The organism is Streptomyces sp. NPDC048353 (assembly GCF_055587165.1).
This window is the reverse complement of the sequence record NZ_JBVJGU010000004.1, coordinates 760676-781721: the sequence shown is the minus strand read 5'-3', so window position 1 is coordinate 781721 and position 21046 is coordinate 760676. Positions and strand designations below refer to the sequence as shown.

Below are 21046 nucleotides of genomic sequence, written 5' to 3'. Positions count from 1 at the left end.
CGCCCAACGCATGCAACAGAACGAGCGGGGCAGCGTCCAGCGGACCCGACACCTGATAGGCCAGCCGGACGCCTCCCACGTCGACCGAGCGGTGATCAACCATGCCCGGAGGATATGTGCAGAGTCCTGCCGGAGGATCGGCGTTCACCAGCGGCCGAACCCCGCTACCTGTCAGTACCTCGGATCCTCCAACCACACAACCCTGTCCCCGATCTTCAATAGCCGACCACGTCGTATGCTCTGGCCGATGCGGCCGATCTAGCGGCCTACTCGATCTTCGCGTAGTAGGCGGTGCGGGCTTCCTCATCAATCTGCATCTCATGTTCGGGGCGCATCCCGGTTCGGCCGTCGAGGCCTTCGCGCAGGATGTCGGCGTGCCCGGCATGCCGGTTGGTCTCGCCGAGGACGTGGACCATGACGGCGAACAAATTCGTGTTGGAATAGGGATCCGGCCACCAGGGCACGTGGCCGGGGGCATCGAGGGGAAGCTCGTTGATCGTCGCGTCCGAGTGTTCCCATGTGCGCCGGTAGAACTCGACGATCTGATCGCGCGTCTCGCCCTCAGCCGCCCACAGATCGCTGCCGTCGTGGTCCTGCCACCGGGGCAGCGGTTCCGGGAAAGGGTGGTCGAAGACCTCGCCAAAGTACCTGGCCTCGACGCTGGCCACGTGTTTGACCAGGCCGAGGAGGTTGCTCCCGGTCACTGTCAATGGTCGGCGGGCGTCGTATTCGGACAAGCCGTCGAGCTTCCAAAGCAGCGCCTCGCGGTCCCGCCGCAGTCTCCCGTGCAGGTTGTCCTTCGCGAATTCATCGATCATGCGGCATGAGCCTGTCATGGGCTACTCGCGGCCTCAAGATCCCGTGGGTGGACTGCAACGACCGGAAGAGCCGAAGTCTGGCCATGGCCAGTGCACTGAGCTGCCACAAGAGCCGAGGAACTTGCCACGTGAGACTACGTCTTAGGGTTAGCGCCGAGGTAGGCCCGAAAGTCGCAACCGAGGGTGGAGTTACCGGAGCGGTCCCCGCTCGTCCACGTACACGGTGGGCTCCGACAGGAACACATCGGCGTCCACGGGGCCGTAGGCGATGTTGAAGGTGTCCATCCAGTACGACCAGTCCCGTACCCCTGCCGCGCTGCTGAAACGGTAGTTGAGCTGCCAGCGGACCCACTGTCCGGGTGCCAGGCGAACAGCCGGAGGCCGTCGCGGCCGCGGGGGTATGCCAAACAAGGGCTGCACTCGGGGTTGCACCCTCAGCCGGCCGTCGGCTTCACGCAGCTGGACATCGACCTTGCGCAGGTCTTCCTGCACGCCACAGGGCGCGAAGCCGTCTCCCTCACGCATGCGGACCACGTGCGCGAACCGGGGCGGCAAAGCTGGGACCGGGAAGCCGACCGGAGCCGCGTTCCTGCGGGCGGCAGCCTCTCCGCCTCGGGACTGCTTCGTCCAAGATGTACGTATCCACTGAACGGTGATTTCCACGGCCACCCCTGCTAACCCGACGAAAGCCCCCATTCTAGGTACAGCTCGACCTTGGTGCGGTCCTCCAGCGGCCGACCGCTCGCGGCACTGGCCGTGCCCGCTTCTTCGCTCCCGTCCGCCTCTTCCTGCGGTCCGTGCGGACCGTGGCGCAGCGGCCGGGATCGAGGGCCACCGAACGGAGGCCACCCAGCACCCGCACCCCCACCCGGCCACGTACGTGAACGACCGGCGCGAGACGTTGACGACACTGGTCCAGACCTCTAAGTTCCGGGTCAGCGACACACCCAGTGTTCATACATGTGAAGAAGGAGCTTCTGTGCTTCTCTCTCAGCACCCCCCACACCTCCTCCGCCGCCGAGCCTCCCTCATAGCCGTGCCCGCGCTGCTCCTGGCCCTGCTCGTCACCCTCGGCGGCGGCCCCTCCGGTCGCGCCGAGGCCGCGCCCGTGACGTTCGTCCATCCCGGAGTGCTCGTCTCCCGGGGGCAGTTGGACTTCACGCGGGCACAGGTCCAGGCCGGTGCCCAGCCGTGGAAGGGCGCGTTCGACCGGATGATGGGCAGCGCGTACGCCTCGCTGACGCGGGTGCCGAAGCCGAGGGCCGTCGTCGAGTGCGGCTCGTACTCCAACCCCAACCACGGCTGCACCGACGAGCGTCAGGACGCCCTCGCCGCGTACACGCTCTCCCTCGCCTGGTACGTCACCCGGGACGAGCGGTACGCCCGGAAGGCGATCGAGATCATGGACGCCTGGTCCGGCACCATCCGGGATCACACCAACTCCAACGCCCCGCTGCAGACCGGCTGGGCCGGGTCCACCTGGCCGCGGGCCGCCGAGATCATCCGTTACACCTCCACGGCCTGGGCTCCCGACCGGGTCGAGCGATTCGAGACCATGCTGCGCACCGTGTACCTGCCGGAGGTGGCGGGCGGCTCCCACTCCAACGGCAACTGGGAGCTCAGCATGACCGAGGCCGCGATCGGCATCGCCGTCTTCCTGGAGGACCGCACCGCCTACGACAAGGCCGTGTCGAAGTTCCGCGGCCGGGTGCCGGCCTACCTCTACCTCCGGAGCGACGGCGCTCTGCCGAGGACCGCGCCGGGCAGCGGCCTGGACACCCGGGACGAGATCGTCCGCTACTGGCAGGGGCAGACCACCTTCGTCGACGGGTTGAGCCAGGAGACCTGCCGGGATCTCACCCACACCGGTTACGGCCTCTCCGCCATCCCCCACATCGCCGAGACCAGCCGCATCCAGGGCCAGGACCTCTACCCCGAGATCGCCGACCGGCTGCGGCACGCGCTGGGCCTGCACGCGAAGTACGAGCTCGGCGAGCCCGTCCCCGGGTCGCTGTGCGGCGGCACCCTCAAGGACCACCTCGGTCCCGTCACCGAAGTCGGGTACAACGCGCTGAGCGGCCGGATGGGGTACGCCATGACCAACACCGGGACGCTGACCGAGCGCAAGCGTCCGGCCGGCACCGACAACCTCTTCGTGGCGTGGGAGACCCTGACCCACGCGGGGAACCCGCGCTGAGGAGTCCGCCCTGAGGAGTCCGCGCCGGGTGCCCCGGAGCCGACGCGTCCGGCTCCGGGGCCCCTCGGCCCTCCCGGGGTCCCCGTCAGTCGCCCGGGAAGTGACAGGCCACCTCGCGGGAGGCGGCGATCCGCAGGACCGGCCGCTCCGTCCGGCAGATCTCCGCCGCCTTCGGGCAGCGCGGATGGAAGGCGCAGCCCGGCGGCGGGGCGGCCGGACTCGGCGGGTCCCCGAGCAGCACGATCCGCTCCCGCCGCCGCTCGGCGGCCGGGTCGGGCAGCGGTACGGCCGACAACAGCGCCCGGGTGTAGGGGTGCTGCGGGTCCGCGTACAGGGCGCGCTTCTCCCCGATCTCGACGATCCGGCCGAGGTACATCACGGCGACCCGGTCGCTCACCCGCTTGACGACGGACAGGTCGTGCGCAATGAAGACGTACGCGAGCCCCAGTTCGGCGCGCAGCCGCTCCAGCAGGTTGACGATCTGGGCCTGGACGGAGACGTCGAGGGCGGAGACCGGTTCGTCCGCCACGATCAGCCGGGGGCCGGTCGCGAGCGAGCGGGCGATGCCGATGCGCTGGGCCTGACCGCCGGAGAACTCGTGCGGATAGCGGTCGATGTGCTCGGGGAGCAGCCCGACCAGCTCCATCAGCTCGGCCGCCCTGCGGCGGGCGTCCCGCGCGGGCCTGCCCTGCACCAGCAGGGGGTCGGAGATGATCCGGGCCACCGTCTGGCGGGGGTTGAGGGAGGAGTGCGGGTCCTGGAACACCATCTGGAGGCGGCCGCGCAGCGGACGCAGTGCCCGCGCGGAGAGCCGGCTGATGTCCCGCCCCTCGAACGTGACGCCGCCCGCGGTGGGTTGGAGCAGCCGGACCAGCATCCGGCCCGTGGTGGATTTGCCGCAGCCCGACTCCCCGACCAGGCCGAGGGTCTCCCCCGCCGCGAGGTCGAAGGAGACCCCGTCGACCGCGCGCACGGGCGCCCCCGGGCGCCCGGTCGCCGACCGCCGGCCGGGGAACGTCATGGTGAGGTCGCGTACGGACAGCAGCGTGTCGCCGCCACCGGCCGCGCCTCGGTCGGTGGCCGGATCCGTGCCGGTGGCGGGACCGGGGCCCCGGACGGGCCGGTTCACCGGGGTCAGGGGGGTCATCGGACCACCTCCGGGTGTGTACGGTCGCCGGCGAAGTGGCAGGCCACGTGCCGGCCGGGCTGTTCCCCGTACGTCTCCCACGACGGTCGCAGGTCCCCGCAGGGCGCGGCGGCCTTCGGGCAGCGGGGGGCGAAGGCGCAGCCCGTGGCGGGGGCGAGGAGGGAGGGCGGGGCGCCGGGGATGGCCCGCAGGGGCTCGTCGTCGGCATCGTCGAGCCGGGGCAGCGAGTCGAGCAGGCCCCGGGTGTAGGGGTGGGCGGGAGTGGCGAACAGGGCGTCGACGGCGGCCTGTTCGGCGGCTCGTCCGCCGTACAACACCAGCACCTCGTGGGCGACGCGGGCGACCACTCCGAGGTCGTGGGTGATCATGACGACGCCGAGGCCGCGCTCCTGCTGGAGGCGGGCGATGAGTTCCAGGATCTGCGCCTGCACGGTCACGTCCAGGGCGGTGGTGGGTTCGTCGGCGATCAGCAGCTCGGGTTCGCAGGCCAGCGCCATGGCGATCATCGCGCGCTGGCGCATGCCGCCGGAGAACTGGTGCGGGTACTCCCCCGCCCTGCGGGACGGTTCCGGGATGCCGACCTCGCCCAGCATCTCGACGGCCCGCCGGCGCGCGGCGCCCCGGCCGGTACGGAAATGGACCCGGTGGTGTTCGGCGATCTGTTCGCCGACGGTGTAGTAGGGGTGGAGGCTGGAGAGGGGATCCTGGAAGATCATGGCCATCTTCCGGCCGCGCAGCCGTGAGAGTTCCCTCTCCGGCAGGCCGGTGAGTTCGCGTCCGTCGAGGGTGATGGAGCCGGTGACCTCGGCGCCCCGGTGCAGGCCCATGACGGCGAGGGAGGTGACCGACTTCCCGGAGCCCGACTCCCCGACGATGCCGAGGGTGCGCCCGGCCTCGACGGTGAAGCCGAGCGAGTCGACGGCCCGTACGATGCCGCGCGGGGTGGTGAAGGTGACGCCCAGGTCTCGTACGCGGAGCAGAGCGGGCTCGTGGTGTGGTGCGGCCATCAGTACCTCACCCTCGGGTCGACGACGGCGTACAGGAGGTCGACCGCGAGGTTCGCGACGACGATGAAGAAGGCGGCGAGGAGGGTGACGCCGAGGACGACCGGCTGGTCGGAGCTGACCAGCGCGCCGTAGAACAACCTCCCGATGCCGGGGAGTCCGAAGATGGACTCGGTGATGACGGCGCCGGCGAGCAGCCCGCCGAGGTCCATGCCGAAGAGGGTCAGGATCGGTGTCATGCCGGAGCGCAGGCCGTGCTTGACGACGACGGTCCGTTCGGGCAGGCCTTTGGCGCGGGCGGTGCGGATGTACGGCTCCGCCATCGCCTCGATCATGGAGCCGCGGCTCTGGCGGGCGTACATGGCGGCGTACAGCAGGGCGAGCGCGGTCCAGGGCAGCAGCAGGTTGCCGGCCCAGGCGAGCGGGTCGGCGCTGAACGCCTGGTAGGTGGGGTAGGGCAGCAGGCCCGCCACGCGGATCAGTCCGTAGATGAGCAGGACCGAGGTGAAGTAGACCGGCAGGGAGGCCGCGGCGACGGCGCCGACCATGAGCACCTTGTCGGTGACGGTGTCCTTGCGCAGGGCCGCGGTGACTCCGGCGCCGAGGCCGAGGGCGAGCCACAGCACGGCGGCGCCGACGGCGAGCGAGGCGGAGACCGGCAGGCGGTCCATCAGCAGGTCCCATACGGGCAGGGAGTTCTCGTAGGAGTAGCCCAGGCAGGGGAAGTCGCAGGGGACGGCGTAGGGCCCGCTGCCCAGGGTGCGGCCGGTGAAGATGCCGGTCAGGAAGTCGAGGAACTGGCGCCACACCGGCTGGTCCAGGCCCAGATACGTCCGTACGTCGGCCAGGCGCTCGGCGCTGCACGTCTTGCCGCAGGCGGCCGCGGCCGGGTCGGAGGGCAGGACGTAGAAGATCACGAAGGTGACGGCGGCGATGGCGAGGAGGACGCCCGTGAGGGCGAGCAGCCGGCGCAGGAGGTAGAGGATCACGTGCGGCCGCCCCTCGGGTCGAGGATGTCGCGGAGGGCGTCTCCGAGGAGGGTGAAGGCGAGCACGGCGAGGAAGAGGAAGGTGCTCGGGATGAGGAAGTACAGGGGGTCGGTCTCGTAGAAGGCGACCGACTCGGCGATCATCTGGCCCCAGGAGGGTGTCGGTGGGCGGACGCCCACGCCGAGGTAGCTGAGGGCGGCCTCGGTGCTGATCATGCCGGGGATCAGCAGGGTGGTGTACGCGATGACCGGGCCGGAGACGCCCGGCAGGATGTCGCGGGTCAGGATCCGCCAGGGGCCGGCGCCGCTGACGCGCGCGGCGTCGACGTACTCCCGGTGTCGCAGGGAGAGGGTCTGGCCGCGGACCACCCGGGCGATGCCGGGCCAGCCGAAGAGGCCGATGACGGTGGTCATGAGGACGATGCGGTTGACGTCCTTGGCGACCGAGAGCATCGCGATCATGAAGATGAGCGAGGGGAAGGACATGGTGAGGTCCATCAGCCGGGAGAGGACCGCGTCGGTGCGGCCGCCGAAGTAGCCGGCGGCGATCCCGGCGGCGGTGCCGGCGAGCACGACGATCGCGGTGGCGGCGAAGGCGATGAGGAGGGAGACCTGTGCGCCGTGCACGACACGGGCGAACAGGTCGCGGCCGGTGACGGGTTCGACGCCGAGCCAGTGGTCGGTGCTGATCCCGCCGAGGGGGCCGAGCGGGAGGCCGCCGAGGTAGGGGTCGACGGCGGTCTTGTCGTACTCCTCGGGGGACCAGCCGCCGAGCGCGGAGAGCCAGGGCGCGGTGAGGGCCATGAGGACGAAGAGGAGGACGACGCAGAGGCTGACGCGGACGGCGGGTCTGCGGCGCAGTGCGCGCCGGGCGAGCTGCCAGGGGCTGCTGCCCGGGGGGAGGCTCGTCGTCCCGGGCTCCGCCGCGGGTGCGGCGGGCGGGGGCTGGGTGGCGGTCATGGCGTGGTCTGCCAGTCCCTGCTCAGCCCTGGCTCTTCGCGGGGTCCTTGAGGCCGACGGTGGCGTAGTCGATGGTGCCGGTCCAGACGGGGTGGCCGAACGCGCCCGCGATGTTGGGTCCGACGAGCAGCGGCTTGCGCTCCAGGAGGACGGGGATGGACGGGGACTTCCGCATGAGGGCGGCGTCGAGGTCGATCCAGGCCTGACGGGCCTGACCGGCGTCGGTCATGGCGTTGATCTCGTCGATCCGCTTGCTGGTGGCCGCGTCGCGGAACTGGCTGTAGTTGCCCTGGTTGCCCTTGTCCTTGATGGTGCGTCCGTCGAAGACGAAGGGGATCCAGGTGGCGCCGGAGGGGTAGTCGGGGCACCAGCCGGCGAGGGTCATGTCGGGGGTGGTGGAGAGGTCGCCGATGACGTCGTAGTAGGCGCCGGGGTCGATGGTGTCGATGACGACCTGGACGCCGGCGCGGGCGAGGCCCTGCTGGACGGCTTCGGCCTTGCCCTTGTCGCCGGTGGAGACGGCGAGTGAGACCTTCAGGGTCGGCTTGCCCGCGGCCTTGAGGAGTTCCCGGGCCTTGGCGGGGTCGCCGGCGGGGGCGATCTTCAGGGTGTCGGCCTGCTTGCCGCCGGTGAGGGCGGGGGGCAGGTAGGCGGTGGCGACCTCGTTGAGGGCCGGGCCGCCGCCGGCGGTGATGACGGCTTCCTTGTCGAGGGCGTACTGCATGGCCTCGCGGACCCGGGGGTCGTCGAAGGGGGCGCGGGAGTTGTTCAGGTGGAGCATCTCGGTGCAGCCCTGGGACTCGGCGAGGAGGCGTGCCTTGACTCCCGGCCGGGGCAGCACCTTGGGGGCGCTCTCGGGTCGCATGTCGCTGTACTGGACGGCGGAGGCGTCGGCTCCCTCGCCGGCGATGATCCGGTCGTCGATCTGGCCGCCCTTGAGACCCATGACGACCACGAACCTGTCGGGGTACGCCCTTCTGACGGGGTCGGTGGTGGCGTCCCAGTGCGTGTTGCGGACGAGGACGAGCTTCTTGTCGCGGTCGTACGACTCGATCTTGTACGGGCCCGAGGAGAAGGGCCGGGCGTCATACTGCGTGCCCTTCTCCCGGGCGGGCGGGACGGGCGCGAAGGTGGGGAGGGTGGCGGTGGCCGAGAACTCGGCTACGGGGCGCTTGAGTTCGAAGATCAGGGTGCGGTCGTCGGGCGTCTTCACGGAGTCGAGGTGCTTGCCCTGGAGGGGGCCTTTGTAGCCGTCGGTCCGGGCGAGGTACTGGGCGGCGTAGTCGGGTCCGCCGGTGAGGTCGGGGGCGAAGGAGCGCTCGACGTTGTACTTGATGTCCTGGGCCCTCACGGGCGATCCGTCCTCGTACTTCACGCCCTCCTTGAGGGTGAAGGTCCAGGTGCGGCCGCCGTTGGAGGGGGTGCCGAGGTCGGTGGCGAGGTCGGGGACCAGTTCGGAGCCGGCCTTGCCGGGCGCGGCCTTGAAGGTGACGAGGGTGCGGTAGAGGAGCCGGGTGCCGAAGTCCATGGTCGGCATGACCCAGTTGCGGGCGGGGTCGAGGTGGGCGAAGTCCTGGTTCGAGAGGACCGTGAGGGTGCCGCCCCTGGCCGGTGTGCCGCCGAGGACCTTCCCGTCGTTGCCGGCGGCGGGGTTGGCGCCGCGTCCGCCGGAGCCCTTCTGGGGGTCGGAGCAGCCCGCGGCGCCGAGTGCGAGAGCGACCACCAGTGCGGTGGCGAGGGCGAGTGGGGTGCGCTTGGTCATGGGTCACTCCAGGGAAGGGCCGTGCTCTGGGATGTGACCGGTAACATAGTAATGTGAAATTGTACTGACAACCCTTCGGTGCGACCGTTATCCAGCCGTGTCGAAGTACGGCGCGCAAGCGGGGAGTTGACACGTGCGGCACTTCCTTCGGCCGCCTATCCTTGCCGCCATGACTGCCCAGCTCCCGGATCCCTCTTCGCGCCCTGCCCCGTCAGGTGAGTTGCGCGCCTCGCACGACGAACGGGACGCGGTGGTGGAGCGGTTGCGCGATGCGGCGGCCGAGGGGCGCATCGACCTCGGCGAGCTGGACGCGCGCGTGGAGCGGGCGCTGACGTCCAGGACGCACGCCGAACTGGACGCCCTGACAGCCGACTTGCCGAGCTCCGACTCCTCGGCGAGCCCACTGCCGCTGGTGCTCAAGGGCGGCGTGTTCGGCGCGTCCCGGGGCCCCGGGCGGTGGGACGTTCCCGGGCACGTGACCGCTCACGGAGGAGTGGGGGGTGTGACGCTGGACTTCACCCGCGTGGAGTGCCGTCTCACCGAGGTCGCGGTGGAGGCGTACGGGGAGACGTCCGGCGTCACGATCGTCATCCCCGACTCCTGGGCCGCCGACACCGGCGGCATGGACCCCGGCGTCGGCGGCCTCACGGACACCACCACGCCCGACCGGCTCCCCGGCACTCCGCTGATCCGGCTCACCGGAACCGGCGGCGCGGGAGGAGTGGTCATCCGCCACCCCAACCACCGGGAGCGGCGCAAGCTGCACGGCAACCCGGCGCGGGGCAGGGAGTGACGAACGGAGCCTAGAGCCCCGCGCCGAGGCCGCCCTGGGGGCGGCCCACCGGTTCGTCGCGGCCCTGGGCCCACAGGGAACGGACGTGGCCGAGGTGGCGGAGCATGCAGGCTTCCGCGGCCTCCGCGTCGCCGCTGAGCATCAGGTCGAGGAGTTCGAGGTGCTCCTCCGCCGAGGAGACGAGCTTGCCGGCCTCGTCCAGGCCGGTCAGGCCGTAGAGGCGGGAGCGCTTGCGCAGGTCGCCGACGGTCTCGACCAGACGGTCGTTGCCCGCGAGGGCCAGCAGAGAGAGGTGGAAGCGGCGGTCCGCCTCCAGATAACCGATGAGGTCGTGCTCGCGGGCGCTGGTGACGATCTCCTCCGCGATGGGGCGCAGCGCCTCCAGTTGCGCGGCGTCGGCGATCTTCGTGACCCGGCCGATGGTGGGCACCTCGATCATCGTGCGCAGTTCCGTGTACTGGTCCAGATCGCGTTCGCTGACCTCGGTGATCCGGAAGCCCTTGTTGCGGACGGGCTCGACCAGGCCCTCGCGGGCGAGGTCGAGCATCGCCTCGCGCACCGGCGTGGCCGAGACGCCGAGTTCGCCGGCGAGACCGGGCGCGGAGTAGACGCGGCCGGGGCGCAGTTCTCCCGCTATGAGCGCGGCGCGAAGGGCGTGGCCGACCTGGTCGCGCAGCCGTTCCTGGGCCTTGATGAGACTGTGCTGCTTCAGGTCACCCATTGCTTTTTCCTCCGAGCCTCGCAGAGGAACAGCGTACAATGTCACGTTACGCATCCGGCACCGGTGTTGAGCCTCCTCTCCACGACGCGAGACCGGGACCGAGGGCGTCTCCCGGGTCGCGGACGAAGAGGTGCTCACCGGTGCGGTGGGCCGCGCCGGTGACCTCCGTGACGAGGTCTCCGGAGGCGGCCACGGCCCGCCCGGTGAAGACCGTGCCGCTCACCGACTCGTGCACCAGGTCGTCTCCGGGGCCGAGTCGTCCCTCCTCCGCCAGCAGGGCCAGCCGGGCCGAGGTCCCGGTGGCGCAGGGCGAGCGGGTGACCTGTCCGCCGGAGAGCAGGGTGACACTGCGCTGACGCGGCCCGAAGGGGGTGTCCGGCAGCTCCTCGTAGAGGATGACGCCGTACAGGCCCGAGAGCAGCGGCCCGCCGGGGTGCCAGGTTCCCGGATGGGTCGCCAGCGCGGCCCGTATCTCCCGGCCGGCGCGGACCAGCCCGGGCAGCGCGTCCGGGGAGACCCCGAGGCCCAGGTCCCGCGCGCGTACGGCGGCGTAGCAGGCTCCGGCGTGGGCGAGGTCCGCCTCCGCGAGGCCGAGGGTGGTGGCCACCGGCACCTTGCGGGCGGTCACCCGCGCCGGTGCGGTGCGGAGGGTGACCCCGGTGGTGCGGCCGCGGGTGCGGTGCACGGTGGTGGCCACCCGCCCCGCGGGCGTGTCGATCCGTACCCGCGCGTCTCCGTCGTCCGGGGCGGCAACCCGGCCCGTGTCCACGGCCCACGCGCCGAGCGCCATCGCGCCGTGACCGCAGGCGGTGGCGTAGCCGTCCTTGTGCCAGAACAGCGCGCCGAGGTGGGCCCCGTCGTCGTCCGGTGGGACGACGAAGCCGCCGAACATCCCGGGGTGGCCGCGGGGTTCGCGCACGAGCAGTCGCCGCACGTCGTCCAGCGGGCCCGGGCGGGGCGACGTGCCGGAGCCGCCGGGTCCGACGGCGGTGGCGCAGCGTTCGGCGACGGTGTCGCCCGGCACGGGAGGCAGACCGCTCCGGGCGCCGTCGACGATCCGGAAGGGGTCGCCCGCGGTGTGGTAGTCGACCGTGCGGACGCCGGTCGCCGCGGAGGGCGCCCGGCTCGCGCGGAGGGGAGGCGTCGCGGGTCTCACAGGAGGAAGCCTCCGGGGAAGGGGTCGGTCGGGTCGAGGAAGTACTGGGCGGTGCCGGTGAGCCAGGCCCGCCCGGTGACCGTCGGCACGACGGCGGGGAGGCCGCCGACGGTGGTCCGCTCGACCAGCCGGCCGGTGAACCGCGTGCCGATGAAGGACTCGTTGACGAAGTCGGTGTCGAGGTCCAGCAGGCCGCGGGCGTGCAGCTGCGCCATGCGGGCGCTGGTGCCCGTGCCGCAGGGCGAGCGGTCGAACCAGCCGGGGTGGATCGCCATGGCGTGCCGCGAGTGGCGGGCGTCGGAGCCGGGGGCGGCGAGGTAGACGTGTTTGACGCCGGCGATCGACGGGTTCTCGGGGTGGACGGGCCGGTCGGCCGAGGCGTTGACGGCGTTTATGACGGCGAGGCCAGCGGCGAGCAGGTCGTCCTTGCGGGCGCGGTCGAAGGGCAGCCCGAGCGCGTCGAGTTCGACGAAGGCGTAGAAGTTGCCGCCGTAGGCGAGGTCGTAGGTGACCGTGCCGTATCCGGGGACGTCCGCCTTCAGGTCGAGTCCGGCGCAGAAGGCGGGGACGTTGGTGAGGGTGACGGCGGTGGCCGCCCCGTCCTCGACGCGGACGTCGACGCTCACGAGTCCGGCGGGGGTGTCGAGCCGGACGGTGGTGACCGGCTCGACGACGGGCACCATGCCGGTCTCCACCAGGACGGTGGCCACCCCGATGGTGCCGTGCCCGCACATGGGGAGGAGCCCGGAGACCTCGATGTAGAGCACGCCGAAGTCGGCGTCGGGCCGGGTGGGCGGCTGGAGGACGGCGCCGCTCATGGCGGAGTGGCCGCGCGGCTCGTACATGAGCAGGGTCCGGACGGCGTCCATGTGCGCGAGGAAGTGGAGCCGCTTGTCGGCCATGGTGGCGCCGGGGATCACCCCGACTCCCCCGGTGATCACCCGGGTCGGCATGCCCTCGGTATGCGAGTCGACGGCGTGGTAGATGTGACGCGTGCGCATGGGTGGCCCCTCCGGGTCGGTTAGTGGTGCCCCTCGGCGAGGGCCTTCTCGGTCGCGGCGCGGACGGCGGCCTCGGTCTCCCCGGTGAGGGGGAAGCGGGGCGGGCGGGTGGCGCCCCCGGTGCGGCCGGCGAGGTCCATGGACACCTTGATGGCCTGGACGAACTCGGTCTTGGAGTCCCAGCGGAGCAGGGAGTGCAGGGACTTGTAGAGCGGGAGCGCGGTGGCGAGGTCTCCGGCGACGGCCGCGTGGTAGAGGGTGGTGCAGGAGCGCGGCAGCGCGTTGGGGTAGCCGGCGATCCAGCCGACCGCGCCGGCGAGGGCGAGTTCCAGCAGGACGTCGTCGGCTCCGATGAGGAGGTCGAGACCCGGGGCGAGTTCGGCGATCTCGTAGGCGCGGCGGACGTCTCCGCTGAACTCCTTGACGGCGACGACGGATCCTTCGGCGTGGAGCCGGGCGAGCAGCGGTGGGGTGAGGTCGACCTTGGTGTCGAGGGGGTTGTTGTAGGCGACGACGGGCAGCCCGGCGCGGGCGACCTCGGCGTAATGGGCGCGTACTGCGGGCTCGTCGGCGCGGTAGGCGTTGGGCGGCAGCAGGAGGACGGACCCGGCTCCGGCCTCGGCGGCCTGGTCGGCCCAGCGGCGGGCCTCGGCGCTGCCGTAGGCGGCGACGCCGGGCATGACGCGGTCGCCGTCTCCGCCGGCCGCGTCGACGGCCGTGCGGACGACGCGGGCTCGTTCCTCGTCGGTGAGGGTCTGGTACTCGCCGAGGGAGCCGTTGGGGACCACGCCGTCGCAGCCGTTGGCGATCAGCCAGGCCACGTGCTCGGCGTAGGCGTCGTAGTCGATGGACAGGTCCGCGCGCATCGGGAGGGCGGTGGCGACCATGATTCCGTGCCAGGGGCGGCTGCGGGGCGCGGGGCCGCCGGGGGCCGCGAGCGGGCCGGGTCCGGTCGTGGTGCCGGGGGCGGGGTCGGGGGTCGAGGGGTGCGCGGGGGTGTGCGCCTGGGTCATCAAGAACTCCCTTGAGTGGTGTGTGACATTTTACTAGGAGGCGGGTGGCGGCCCGCAAGGGCCTGAGACGGCGAATCAGCCCTCGACGGAGGGCAGTTCGGCGAGGTGGCGCAGCGGGACCGGGCAGGAGAGGGGACGCCGGTCGACGACGGGCGCGTCTCCGGCGAGGTCCGCGACGGCGGGCCCGCACATGCGTCCCTGGCACCAGCCCATGCCGGCGCGGGTGAGGAGTTTGACGGTACGGGCGTCCCGCGCGCCGAGTGCGGTGACCGCCTCGCGGATCCGGCAGGCCGGCACCTCCTCGCAGCGGCACACCTCGGTGTCGTCGCGCAGCCACTCCCGCCAGCCGGAGCCGGGGCGGTGGGCGGCGGCCATGGCGTCGGCGAAGGCGCGCAGCCGCCGACGGAGGCGCAGCAGGGCGGCGGGGGCGGACGTACCGGCGATCGCGTGCGCCGCGATCTCGCCCTCGACGAGGGCCAGTCGGGCTCCCCCGACGCCGCCGGTCTCTCCGGCGGACCAGATGCCGGGGACGGACGTACGCTGCCGGGCGTCCACCTCCAGGGCGACGGTCCCGTCGGCGCCCGGCCTTGTGGCGCAGCCGAGGCCGGTGGCCAGCTCCAGCTGGGGGACGAGCCCGTGGCCGACGGCGAGCGCGTCGCAGGGGATCGTGCGGGCCGTGCCGGGCAGAGGGCGCCAGTCCCGGTCGAGACGGGCGACCGTGACCGCCTCGACGCGGTCGGTGCCGTGGGCCTCGACGACGGCGTGCCGGGTGAGGAGGCGGATGCCGTGGCGGAGCAGGGCGCCGCCGAACACGGCGCCCTCGGCGAGCTTGCCGGGGTTGCGGAGCAGGTCGGGCGCGCGGCCGGCGTAACCGGTGTAGGCGGCGGCCTCCACGACGGCGGGCACGCGGGCCCCGGCGGCGGCGAGCGAGCCGGCGACGGCGAGCAGCAGCGGCCCGCTTCCGGCGACGACGACCCGCCGGCCCGGCAGGACGAGGCCGCTCTTGAGCATGGCCTGCGCTCCGCCGGCCCCGACCACTCCGGGAAGGGTCCAGCCGGGGAAGGGCAGTTGCCGCTCGTAGGCCCCGGTGGCCAGCAGCACGGCCCGGGCGTGCACGGCGGCGGCCGTCTCGTCCGCCCCCGCGACGGCCCGCAGCGCCCAGTACCCGTTCCTCGCGGACCCTTCCCGTACCACCGTCCAGACGTGGTGGGCCGGGAGGTAGGTGATGCGGCCCGCCGCCTCGTGCGCGCGGAAGGCGGCCTCCCGGGCGGCGAACGCCGCCCAGTCGTGGTGCAACGCCTCGGGCCGCTCCGCGCCGAGACCCGGCGCGGGCCGGCGGTAGTACTGCCCGCCGACCCGCTCCCCCGCGTCCAGAACGGTCACGCGCAGCCCGAACCGGGCGGCGGTGACGGCAGCGGCCATCCCGGCGGGCCCGGCACCGACGACGGCGAGATCGACGAGGGGGAGGCGGGGGGCGGGGGCGTCGGCGGCGGGGAGGGTGGAGGGGCGGGGCGCGGAGGCGTCGACGGGAGGTCGGGCGAAGGACCCGCCGGGCGCGGAAGCCGAGATGCCGGACGTCGTCGTGCGCGTCGGCGGAGGCGCGGACGGGGAGGCGTCGGCCCGCGACCCGCCCGTCGGCCCGGCGTCCGCCGGGGCCGCCGGGGGGCGTCCCGGCTCAGACCGCGAGTTCGGCATGGCCGGTTCCCTTCTGGGTCGTGACGGTGTCGCCGGGGCGGGCGGGGACGAGGCAGGCGCGTTGGTTCGGGCGGTCGTTGACGGTGACGAGGCAGTCGTGGCACATGCCGATGCCGCAGAAGACACCGCGCGGGGCGGCTCCTTCGCGGGTGGTGCGCCAGGTGAGGACGCCGGCGTTCCAGAGGACGGCGGCGATGGACTGGCCCGCCTGGGCGGTCAGTTCACGGCCGTCGAACCGGAGGACGTACGTGGCCTCCGGCGCTCCCCCGACCAGGCCGCGCGGCGACCGTGACCGCCGGGACCACCGGGAGCTGCGCCGGGGCGCGGCGGCATCGGGAGCGGGGTCGGTCATCGGCCGGTCTCCTTCGGGGTGCGGGCGCGGGCGGGGCGGGCGGGCGGGGCCGGCGGCGCGCCCCGGCCGGCTCCGGTCATCGGGGCGTCTCCGGGAAGCGGTCGGGGCGGAAGGGCGCCGGGTCGACGGCCGGTCGGGTCTCCGTCAGGGCGGCCGCGACGAGGTGTCCCGTGGCCGGGGCCAGGCCGATGCCCGCCCCCTCGTGGCCGCAGGCGTGCAGCAGTCCCGGGACGCGGGGGTCGGGACCGATGGCCGGGAGGTGGTCCGGCAGGTAGGGGCGGAAGCCGTGGTAGGCGCGCAGGACGCGCACGTCCGCCAGGACCGGGAAGAGCTCGGCCGCCTGGGTGGCGAGACGGCGCAGGGCCTCCGTCGACAGACCGCGGTCGAAGCCCACCCGCTCGCGGGTCGCCCCGATCAGCACCGGCCCGGAGGGCGTTCCCTCGACCACGGCCGAGGACTGGAGGGCGGCGGAGCCGCTGGCGACGTCCGCGATGTAGTCGGCGGCGTACACCTTGTGCCGCACCACCCGTGGCAGCGGCTCCGTCACCAGGACGAAGCCGCGGCGCGGGAGTACGGGCAGACTCACGCCGGCGAGCTCCGCGACGCGCCCGCCCCAGGTCCCCGCGGCGTTCACCACCCGGGGGGCGAGGAGTTCCGTTCCCGCTCCGGTGCGGACACCGCGTACGGCGCCGTCCTTCAGGAGGATCGCGGTCACCTCCTCGCCCAGGTGCAGGGCGGCTCCGGAGGCGGCGAGCAGGCGGGCGGCGGCCCGGGCGGGCTGGACCTGCGCGTCCTGCGGGTAGTGGAAGGCGCCCGCGAGGCCCGGGGTGAGGTGCGGTTCCAGATGGTGCAGCGCGTCGGCCGGCACCTCCACCGCTTCGACCCCGGCCCCGCGCTGGCCGTCCGCGAAGACGCGGAGCGCCTTGAGGGCCGCCTCGTCGGGGGTGACGACGAGCCCGCCTTTGGGCTCGTACTCGAACTGCCCCGGCAGCGCGGCGGCGAGGTCCCGCCACAGGCGGGCTGAGAACAGCGCGAGGTCCAGCTCGGGGCCCGCCTCCTTGTCGGAGACGAGGAGGTTCCCCTCGCCGGCGCCGGTGGTGCCGCCCGCGACGGGGCCGCGGTCGACGACGGCCACGGAGAGGCCCGAGCGGGCCGCGTAGTACGCACAGGCGGCGCCGACGACGCCGGCACCGATCACGATCACGTCCACGGCAGTAAGATGTCACATTCTTCAGGGGGCGACTAGAACGCCCAGGGGCCGGGGCGTTCCGGACCGGTCGGGGAGGACCGGCCCGGAGCGCCCCTGCGGGGCTCGGCGGCGGAAGGCGGCCCGGAGCCGAGCGGGGGCTTCGGCCGGGCGCCGCTTCGGACGCGGGACTCAGCTGCGCAGCGGTCCCTCGCATGCGTAAGCGGACGTCCCCGCCACGCGGTTGCTCCAGATCTCCACCGGTCCGAAGGAGCAGTTCATGTCGGCCAGGTTGTTGGAGACCGCGCCCGCCCGCTCCAGCAGGAAGTAGTCGACCGTCTCGGACATGTCCTTGAAGTTCTGGTCGTCGCTGCGCCAGTTCTTCAGGTTCGCGGTGATCCGGCCGGTGCAGGTGAACCGCCGCTTGCTCGGGTCGCCGTTCTCGACGCAGACGGGCGTGTTCTGCGTGGCGCTCGTGAAGGAGGCCTTCACGTCGGCGAGAGCCGCGTCGCGAAGCCGGTCGTTCGGCGTGTAGCCGGTGTTGGGGACGAACAGGTCGTCGACCTTGGCGATCTGGGCGTTCAGGAAGCGGTCGTAGTCGCGCTGCGTGTAGGTGTCGGCACCGAGCCGGTGGCGCCAGGCGTCGTAGGCGGCGACGTCGTTGTTGCGCAGGTGCGTGTACATCTCGCGGAGCGCCGAGGGCTTCTCGGTCCAGAGGTACTCGAAGAAGGTTCCGGCGTAGCTGTAGAAGCGGAAGCCGTCGCCTTCGTAGGTGGCGTTCAGGATCTGCTCGACGGTCATCCGGGGGCCGCCGCCGGCCGTGTCGGCGATGATGCTCTTGACCAGGGACTTGCGCACGGCGATGCCGTTGTCGCGGGTGGCTCCGTCGAAGAACTCGGCGGTGCCCTCGTCCATCGCGGTGGTCCGGTCCCCTTCGTACCACGGGCCCTCGCCGAAGAAGCCGGGCACGGCGAACCGGCCGTTGAGGTAGTGCGTGTACTCGTGGCGGAAGAGCTCTTCGAGGGTGAGCGAGGAGTCCTGCGGGACGCGGCGCTGGTACGTGTAGAAGGTGGCGCTGTTCTCGATGTAGATGCCGCCGTTGTTCGTGTCGTAGCCGGTGAGGATCGGGTGGTAGTTCTCGTAGTCGGCGCGGGAGGCGTACAGCACGATGGTGAGGGTGGTGTTGGGGTCGCCGGCGAGCGGCCGGTCGGTGCCCAGGACGCGGTGGAACTGCGCCTTGACCTGCTTGCTCGCGTAGTAGAGCTGGTCGACGGTGGCCCGGTCCAGGCCGGTGCGGACCTTGATGGCGCCGTTGTCGTAGGTGAACGTGTTCGGGAAGATCCGCTTCTCGATGTCCTCCTTGCACACGCCGTACGGTCCGCAGGCCTCGTAGAAGTTGAGCCAGGTGACGAGCTTGGCCCAGGGCTGGCTGCCGTCGCCGAAGGTGGCCCGGGTGGTCGGCAGCAGGGCGCCGAGGTCGGCGACGATCCGGTCCCGGAGTGCGGCGACCTGGCCGAAGCGGCCGTACTCCCCGAGGGCGTCGCGGACGACCCAGGCGTTGGCGGTGTCCTTGAGGTGGGCGTAGCCGGCGAAGGCCTTGAAGACGGCGCGGTAGTCGGCGTCGGCGGTCACGGCCGCGTGGAAGGCGGTGTCGTTATTGCCGGGGTAGACGCCGAGGTAGTTGACGGAGAGCGCGGCGAGCGCGGCGCCCGCCCAGGCCGGGTCGTGGTGGGTGGCCGGGTGGGCCGGGTCCATGGTGGCCAGGACCCGCTTGATCAGACCGGTCTGGTGGGCCCGCAGCCCGGGGGCGCTGCCCGCGTAGAGCGCCTCGCGCAGGGTGCGGGCGTTGGCGGGGGTGACGTCGAAGGTGCGGGCTGCGGCGGCGAAGTCGGCGATGGCGCGGCGCATGGCGTCGACGGTCGGGGCGTCGGTGATGTCGATCTCGGAGCGGCCGTGGTCGTGGTAGGCCACGGCGTGCAGGTAGGTGAACATCTCCTCCAGATGGGAGGAGTTGCGGCCGTCGTGGGCGGCGGCCAGGGCGGATATCCGGCGGGAGACGGCCTGGACGTGGGCGTCGGACATGACCGGGGTCAGGCGGGCGTCCCAGGTCCAGATCAGTCCGCGCAGGCAGCCGTCGGCGAGGACGGCGGGGTCGCCGAGGAAGTCGGCGAACTGCTCCGGGGTGAGGCGGGTGATCCCGTCGAGGGTGCAGGGGACGCCGGCGGCCGTCCGGCCCGTGGCCGCGGCGAGGACCGGTCTCTTCTCCGTACGCGGTGACGGCGCCGCGGCCGTGCCGGTGGCGGCTCCGGGGACGCGGCCGTCGGTGGCGTGGTCGCCGGGGGCGTCGGCGGGCGTCGGGGTCTTCGCCCGCGCCGAGGCGATGTGGTCGACCTCGTCGAAGGGGTTCGCGCCGGGGGCTCCGGAGGTGAACGTGCCCGATGCCGCGGCGGGGGCGGCGCTCGCCGGAGTCGTGGCGGCGGGGACGGCGCTCGCGGAAGTCGTGGCGGCGGCGGGGGCCGGGGCGCGGTCGGTGGAGAGGGTCCACGCCTGGCCCGCGGTGGCGAGCAGGGTCACCGCCACGGCGGTGGCGAGGAGGGACGTACGCGCAGCTCTGTGCTGGGACACCAAGGACTCCTGAAGGGAGGGGAGGTGGGGGATGTGGTGTGCGAGGCGGTGGGGCGGGAGGCCACAACCGCCGTCGTACGTACGGCGTTTGACGGGGATGAACGTGCCGCGGTGTGAGCTGTAACATAGTAATGTGAAATTGCACTAACAAGCCCTGTGCGCCTACCAGTTCGCTTCTTCCCGAGGAGCCCCGTGACCGACGCCTCTCCGCGCCTGCACACCGGCAGCCACGACCCGCAGGTCTCCCCCGGCCTCTCCCGCCTGATGGGCGGCGGCTGGTCCCCCACGCCCCTGCCCGCCTCGGCCCGCGTCGAGGCGTACGACGTCACGCCGGCCCGACGCGCCCTGCTCTCCGCGCGCTTCCCCGGCGAACGGCTGATCGTCCCGGCCGGGGAGCTGAAGGTACGCTCCCACGACTGCGACCACCGCTTCCGGCCGCACAGCGCCTACGCCTGGCTGACCGGACTGACCGGAGAGGACCAGGCCGGACACGTCCTGGTCATGGAACCGGAGGGCCCGCACGGACACGAGCCGGTGCTGTACCTGCGCCCCCGATCTCGGCGCGCCGAGGGCGACGACGCGTTCTACCGCGACCGCCGCTACGGCGAGTTCTGGGTCGGCCGGCGCCCCGACCTCGCGGAGGCGGAGCGGCTGACCGGCCTGCGCTGCGCGCCCCTGGAGACGCTCGGCTCCCCACCCGGCCGCAGGGCCACGGAGGACGCCGAACTGGACGCCGCTCTCTCGGAGTTGCGCCTCGTCAAGGATCCCTGGGAGGTCGACCAGCTCCAGCTCGCGGTCGACCACACCACCGCCGGCTTCGAGGACGTCGTCCGGGCGCTGCCGCACGCGCTGGCGCACCGGCGCGGCGAGCGGTGGATCGAGGGGGTGTTCGGCCTGCGCGCGCGGGCCGAGGGCAACGGCACGGGGTACGAGACCATCGCCGCGTCCGGCGCCCACGCGTGCGTCCTGCACTGGATACGCAACGACGGGCGGCTCGACCGGAACGAGCTGCTGCTGTTGGACGCCGGCGTGGAGACCGACACCCTCTACACCGCGGACATCACCCGTACCCTCCCGCTGTCGGGGCGGTTCTCGCCCGTCCAGCGGCAGGTGTACGAACTGGTCCTGGCGGCCCAGGAGGCCGGCATGGCGGCCCTGCGTCCGGGGGCCGCCTTCCGGGACTTCCACCGGGCCGCGATGCGGGTGATCGCGGAGGGGCTGGCCGAGTGGGGCGTCCTCAAGAACGCCGAAGGCGACCTGCACCGGCGGTACACGCTGTGCGGCAGCGGCCACATGCTCGGGCTCGACGTCCACGACTGCGCGAAGGCGCGGACGGAGACGTATCCGGACGGCGTACTGACGGAGGGGCAGGTCCTCACGGTCGAACCGGGCCTGTACCTCCAGCCGGACGACGAGACCCTGCCGGCGGAGCTGCGCGGCATCGGTGTCCGTATCGAGGACGACCTCGTCGTGACGGCGACGGGCGCCCGCCTGATGTCGGGCGCGCTGCCGCGCACGGTGGCGGGCATCGAGGAGTGGATGGGGAACCTGCTGGAGGGGTGACCGGACATACGACCGGCGGGGCCGGGGGGCCGGGGGCGGGCCGGCGGACCGCGAGGGGCGGGCGT

The 21046-nt window shown here is 72.7% G+C and carries 18 protein-coding genes; 3 read left to right on the top strand and 15 right to left on the bottom strand.

Annotated features, from left to right (window positions below; all coding sequences use genetic code 11):
* Nucleotides 1-266: 266 nt before the first annotated feature.
* Nucleotides 267-818, bottom strand: coding sequence for a DinB family protein (locus ACZ6RC_RS18595; protein ID WP_469584291.1), 552 nt, complete (start codon nt 816-818; stop codon nt 267-269).
* A gap of 189 nt (nt 819-1007) precedes the next feature.
* Nucleotides 1008-1481 carry a hypothetical protein gene (locus ACZ6RC_RS18590; RefSeq protein WP_469584288.1) on the bottom strand — a complete coding sequence of 158 codons (474 nt, stop codon included), beginning with the start codon at nt 1479-1481 and terminating at the stop codon, nt 1008-1010.
* Nucleotides 1482-1863: 382 nt separating this feature from the next.
* Here ACZ6RC_RS18590 and ACZ6RC_RS18585 point away from each other — a divergent pair, with 382 nt between their 5' ends.
* Complete coding sequence (locus ACZ6RC_RS18585) at nt 1864-3015, top strand: alginate lyase family protein (protein WP_469584402.1); 1152 nt, start codon at nt 1864-1866, stop codon at nt 3013-3015.
* An 85-nt stretch (nt 3016-3100) separates the two neighbouring features.
* Here ACZ6RC_RS18585 and ACZ6RC_RS18580 read toward each other — a convergent pair whose 3' ends face one another.
* From ACZ6RC_RS18580 to ACZ6RC_RS18560, 5 genes are all read right to left on the bottom strand, one after another.
* Nucleotides 3101-4036, bottom strand: a complete 936-nt coding sequence (locus ACZ6RC_RS18580; RefSeq protein WP_469584399.1) for an ABC transporter ATP-binding protein — start codon at nt 4034-4036, stop codon at nt 3101-3103.
* A 122-nt stretch (nt 4037-4158) separates the two neighbouring features.
* The gene (locus ACZ6RC_RS18575) at nt 4159-5169 is read right to left on the bottom strand and encodes an ABC transporter ATP-binding protein (RefSeq protein WP_469584285.1); all 1011 of its coding nucleotides are present in this window, start codon (nt 5167-5169) and stop codon (nt 4159-4161) included.
* Nucleotides 5169-6155, bottom strand: a complete 987-nt coding sequence (locus ACZ6RC_RS18570; protein WP_391136698.1) for an ABC transporter permease — start codon at nt 6153-6155, stop codon at nt 5169-5171. The genes ACZ6RC_RS18575 and ACZ6RC_RS18570 overlap by 1 nt, the downstream gene beginning before the upstream one ends.
* Entirely contained in the window at nt 6152-7114 is a 963-nt protein-coding gene (locus ACZ6RC_RS18565) for an ABC transporter permease (RefSeq protein WP_469584281.1), read from the bottom strand. Before ACZ6RC_RS18565 ends, ACZ6RC_RS18570 begins: the two co-directional genes overlap by 4 nt.
* A 22-nt stretch (nt 7115-7136) precedes the next feature.
* A complete protein-coding gene (locus ACZ6RC_RS18560; protein WP_469584278.1) occupies nt 7137-8876 on the bottom strand; it encodes an ABC transporter substrate-binding protein in 1740 nt (579 codons plus the stop codon).
* Between the two features lie 169 nt (nt 8877-9045).
* On the opposite strand from ACZ6RC_RS18560, the gene ACZ6RC_RS18555 reads away from it, so the two are divergent.
* Nucleotides 9046-9669 carry a DUF1707 SHOCT-like domain-containing protein gene (locus ACZ6RC_RS18555; protein ID WP_469584275.1) on the top strand — a complete coding sequence of 208 codons (624 nt, stop codon included), beginning with the start codon at nt 9046-9048 and terminating at the stop codon, nt 9667-9669.
* Between the two features lie 10 nt (nt 9670-9679).
* Here ACZ6RC_RS18555 and ACZ6RC_RS18550 read toward each other — a convergent pair whose 3' ends face one another.
* The 8 genes from ACZ6RC_RS18550 to ACZ6RC_RS18515 all read right to left on the bottom strand — a co-directional run bounded on the left by ACZ6RC_RS18550 (nt 9680) and on the right by ACZ6RC_RS18515 (nt 19418).
* Nucleotides 9680-10390: a GntR family transcriptional regulator gene (locus tag ACZ6RC_RS18550; protein WP_453616564.1), complete on the bottom strand. Its 711-nt coding sequence runs from the start codon at nt 10388-10390 to the stop codon at nt 9680-9682.
* Between the two features lie 46 nt (nt 10391-10436).
* On the bottom strand, nt 10437-11546 hold the full coding sequence (locus tag ACZ6RC_RS18545) for a proline racemase family protein (protein WP_469584271.1): 1110 nt from the start codon (nt 11544-11546) through the stop codon (nt 10437-10439).
* Nucleotides 11543-12547, bottom strand: coding sequence for a proline racemase family protein (locus tag ACZ6RC_RS18540; protein WP_469584268.1), 1005 nt, complete (start codon nt 12545-12547; stop codon nt 11543-11545). The genes ACZ6RC_RS18545 and ACZ6RC_RS18540 overlap by 4 nt, the downstream gene beginning before the upstream one ends.
* A gap of 20 nt (nt 12548-12567) precedes the next feature.
* Nucleotides 12568-13434, bottom strand: a complete 867-nt coding sequence (locus tag ACZ6RC_RS18535) for a dihydrodipicolinate synthase family protein (RefSeq protein ID WP_469584395.1) — start codon at nt 13432-13434, stop codon at nt 12568-12570.
* A 201-nt stretch (nt 13435-13635) separates the two neighbouring features.
* Complete coding sequence (locus ACZ6RC_RS18530) at nt 13636-15255, bottom strand: FAD/NAD(P)-dependent oxidoreductase (RefSeq protein ID WP_469584265.1); 1620 nt, start codon at nt 15253-15255, stop codon at nt 13636-13638.
* The gene (locus ACZ6RC_RS18525; RefSeq protein WP_469584262.1) at nt 15236-15607 is read right to left on the bottom strand and encodes a (2Fe-2S)-binding protein; all 372 of its coding nucleotides are present in this window, start codon (nt 15605-15607) and stop codon (nt 15236-15238) included. Before ACZ6RC_RS18525 ends, ACZ6RC_RS18530 begins: the two co-directional genes overlap by 20 nt.
* A 76-nt stretch (nt 15608-15683) precedes the next feature.
* A complete protein-coding gene (locus ACZ6RC_RS18520; RefSeq protein ID WP_469584259.1) occupies nt 15684-16817 on the bottom strand; it encodes an NAD(P)/FAD-dependent oxidoreductase in 1134 nt (377 codons plus the stop codon).
* Between the two features lie 168 nt (nt 16818-16985).
* Complete coding sequence (locus ACZ6RC_RS18515) at nt 16986-19418, bottom strand: collagenase (RefSeq protein ID WP_469584256.1); 2433 nt, start codon at nt 19416-19418, stop codon at nt 16986-16988.
* Nucleotides 19419-19610: 192 nt separating this feature from the next.
* Between ACZ6RC_RS18515 and ACZ6RC_RS18510 the strand changes: the two genes are divergently transcribed.
* Nucleotides 19611-20981, top strand: a complete 1371-nt coding sequence (locus tag ACZ6RC_RS18510; RefSeq protein ID WP_469584253.1) for an aminopeptidase P family protein — start codon at nt 19611-19613, stop codon at nt 20979-20981.
* The last annotated feature ends 65 nt before the right edge of the window (nt 20982-21046 follow it).

What these genes read in the sequence shown, in the direction of transcription:
- ACZ6RC_RS18565 (WP_469584281.1), bottom strand. Translation starts at nt 7,114, where the DNA reads ATGACCGCCACCCAGCCCCCGCCCGCCGCACCCGCGGCGGAGCCCGGG.
- ACZ6RC_RS18580 (WP_469584399.1), bottom strand. Translation starts at nt 4,036, where the DNA reads ATGACGTTCCCCGGCCGGCGGTCGGCGACCGGGCGCCCGGGGGCGCCC.
- ACZ6RC_RS18555 (WP_469584275.1), top strand. Translation starts at nt 9,046, where the DNA reads ATGACTGCCCAGCTCCCGGATCCCTCTTCGCGCCCTGCCCCGTCAGGT.
- ACZ6RC_RS18550 (WP_453616564.1), bottom strand. Translation starts at nt 10,390, where the DNA reads ATGGGTGACCTGAAGCAGCACAGTCTCATCAAGGCCCAGGAACGGCTG.
- ACZ6RC_RS18525 (WP_469584262.1), bottom strand. Translation starts at nt 15,607, where the DNA reads ATGACCGACCCCGCTCCCGATGCCGCCGCGCCCCGGCGCAGCTCCCGG.
- ACZ6RC_RS18575 (WP_469584285.1), bottom strand. Translation starts at nt 5,169, where the DNA reads ATGGCCGCACCACACCACGAGCCCGCTCTGCTCCGCGTACGAGACCTG.
- ACZ6RC_RS18540 (WP_469584268.1), bottom strand. Translation starts at nt 12,547, where the DNA reads ATGCGCACGCGTCACATCTACCACGCCGTCGACTCGCATACCGAGGGC.
- ACZ6RC_RS18535 (WP_469584395.1), bottom strand. Translation starts at nt 13,434, where the DNA reads ATGGTCGCCACCGCCCTCCCGATGCGCGCGGACCTGTCCATCGACTAC.
- ACZ6RC_RS18595 (WP_469584291.1), bottom strand. Translation starts at nt 818, where the DNA reads ATGATCGATGAATTCGCGAAGGACAACCTGCACGGGAGACTGCGGCGG.
- ACZ6RC_RS18530 (WP_469584265.1), bottom strand. Translation starts at nt 15,255, where the DNA reads ATGCCGAACTCGCGGTCTGAGCCGGGACGCCCCCCGGCGGCCCCGGCG.
- ACZ6RC_RS18560 (WP_469584278.1), bottom strand. Translation starts at nt 8,876, where the DNA reads ATGACCAAGCGCACCCCACTCGCCCTCGCCACCGCACTGGTGGTCGCT.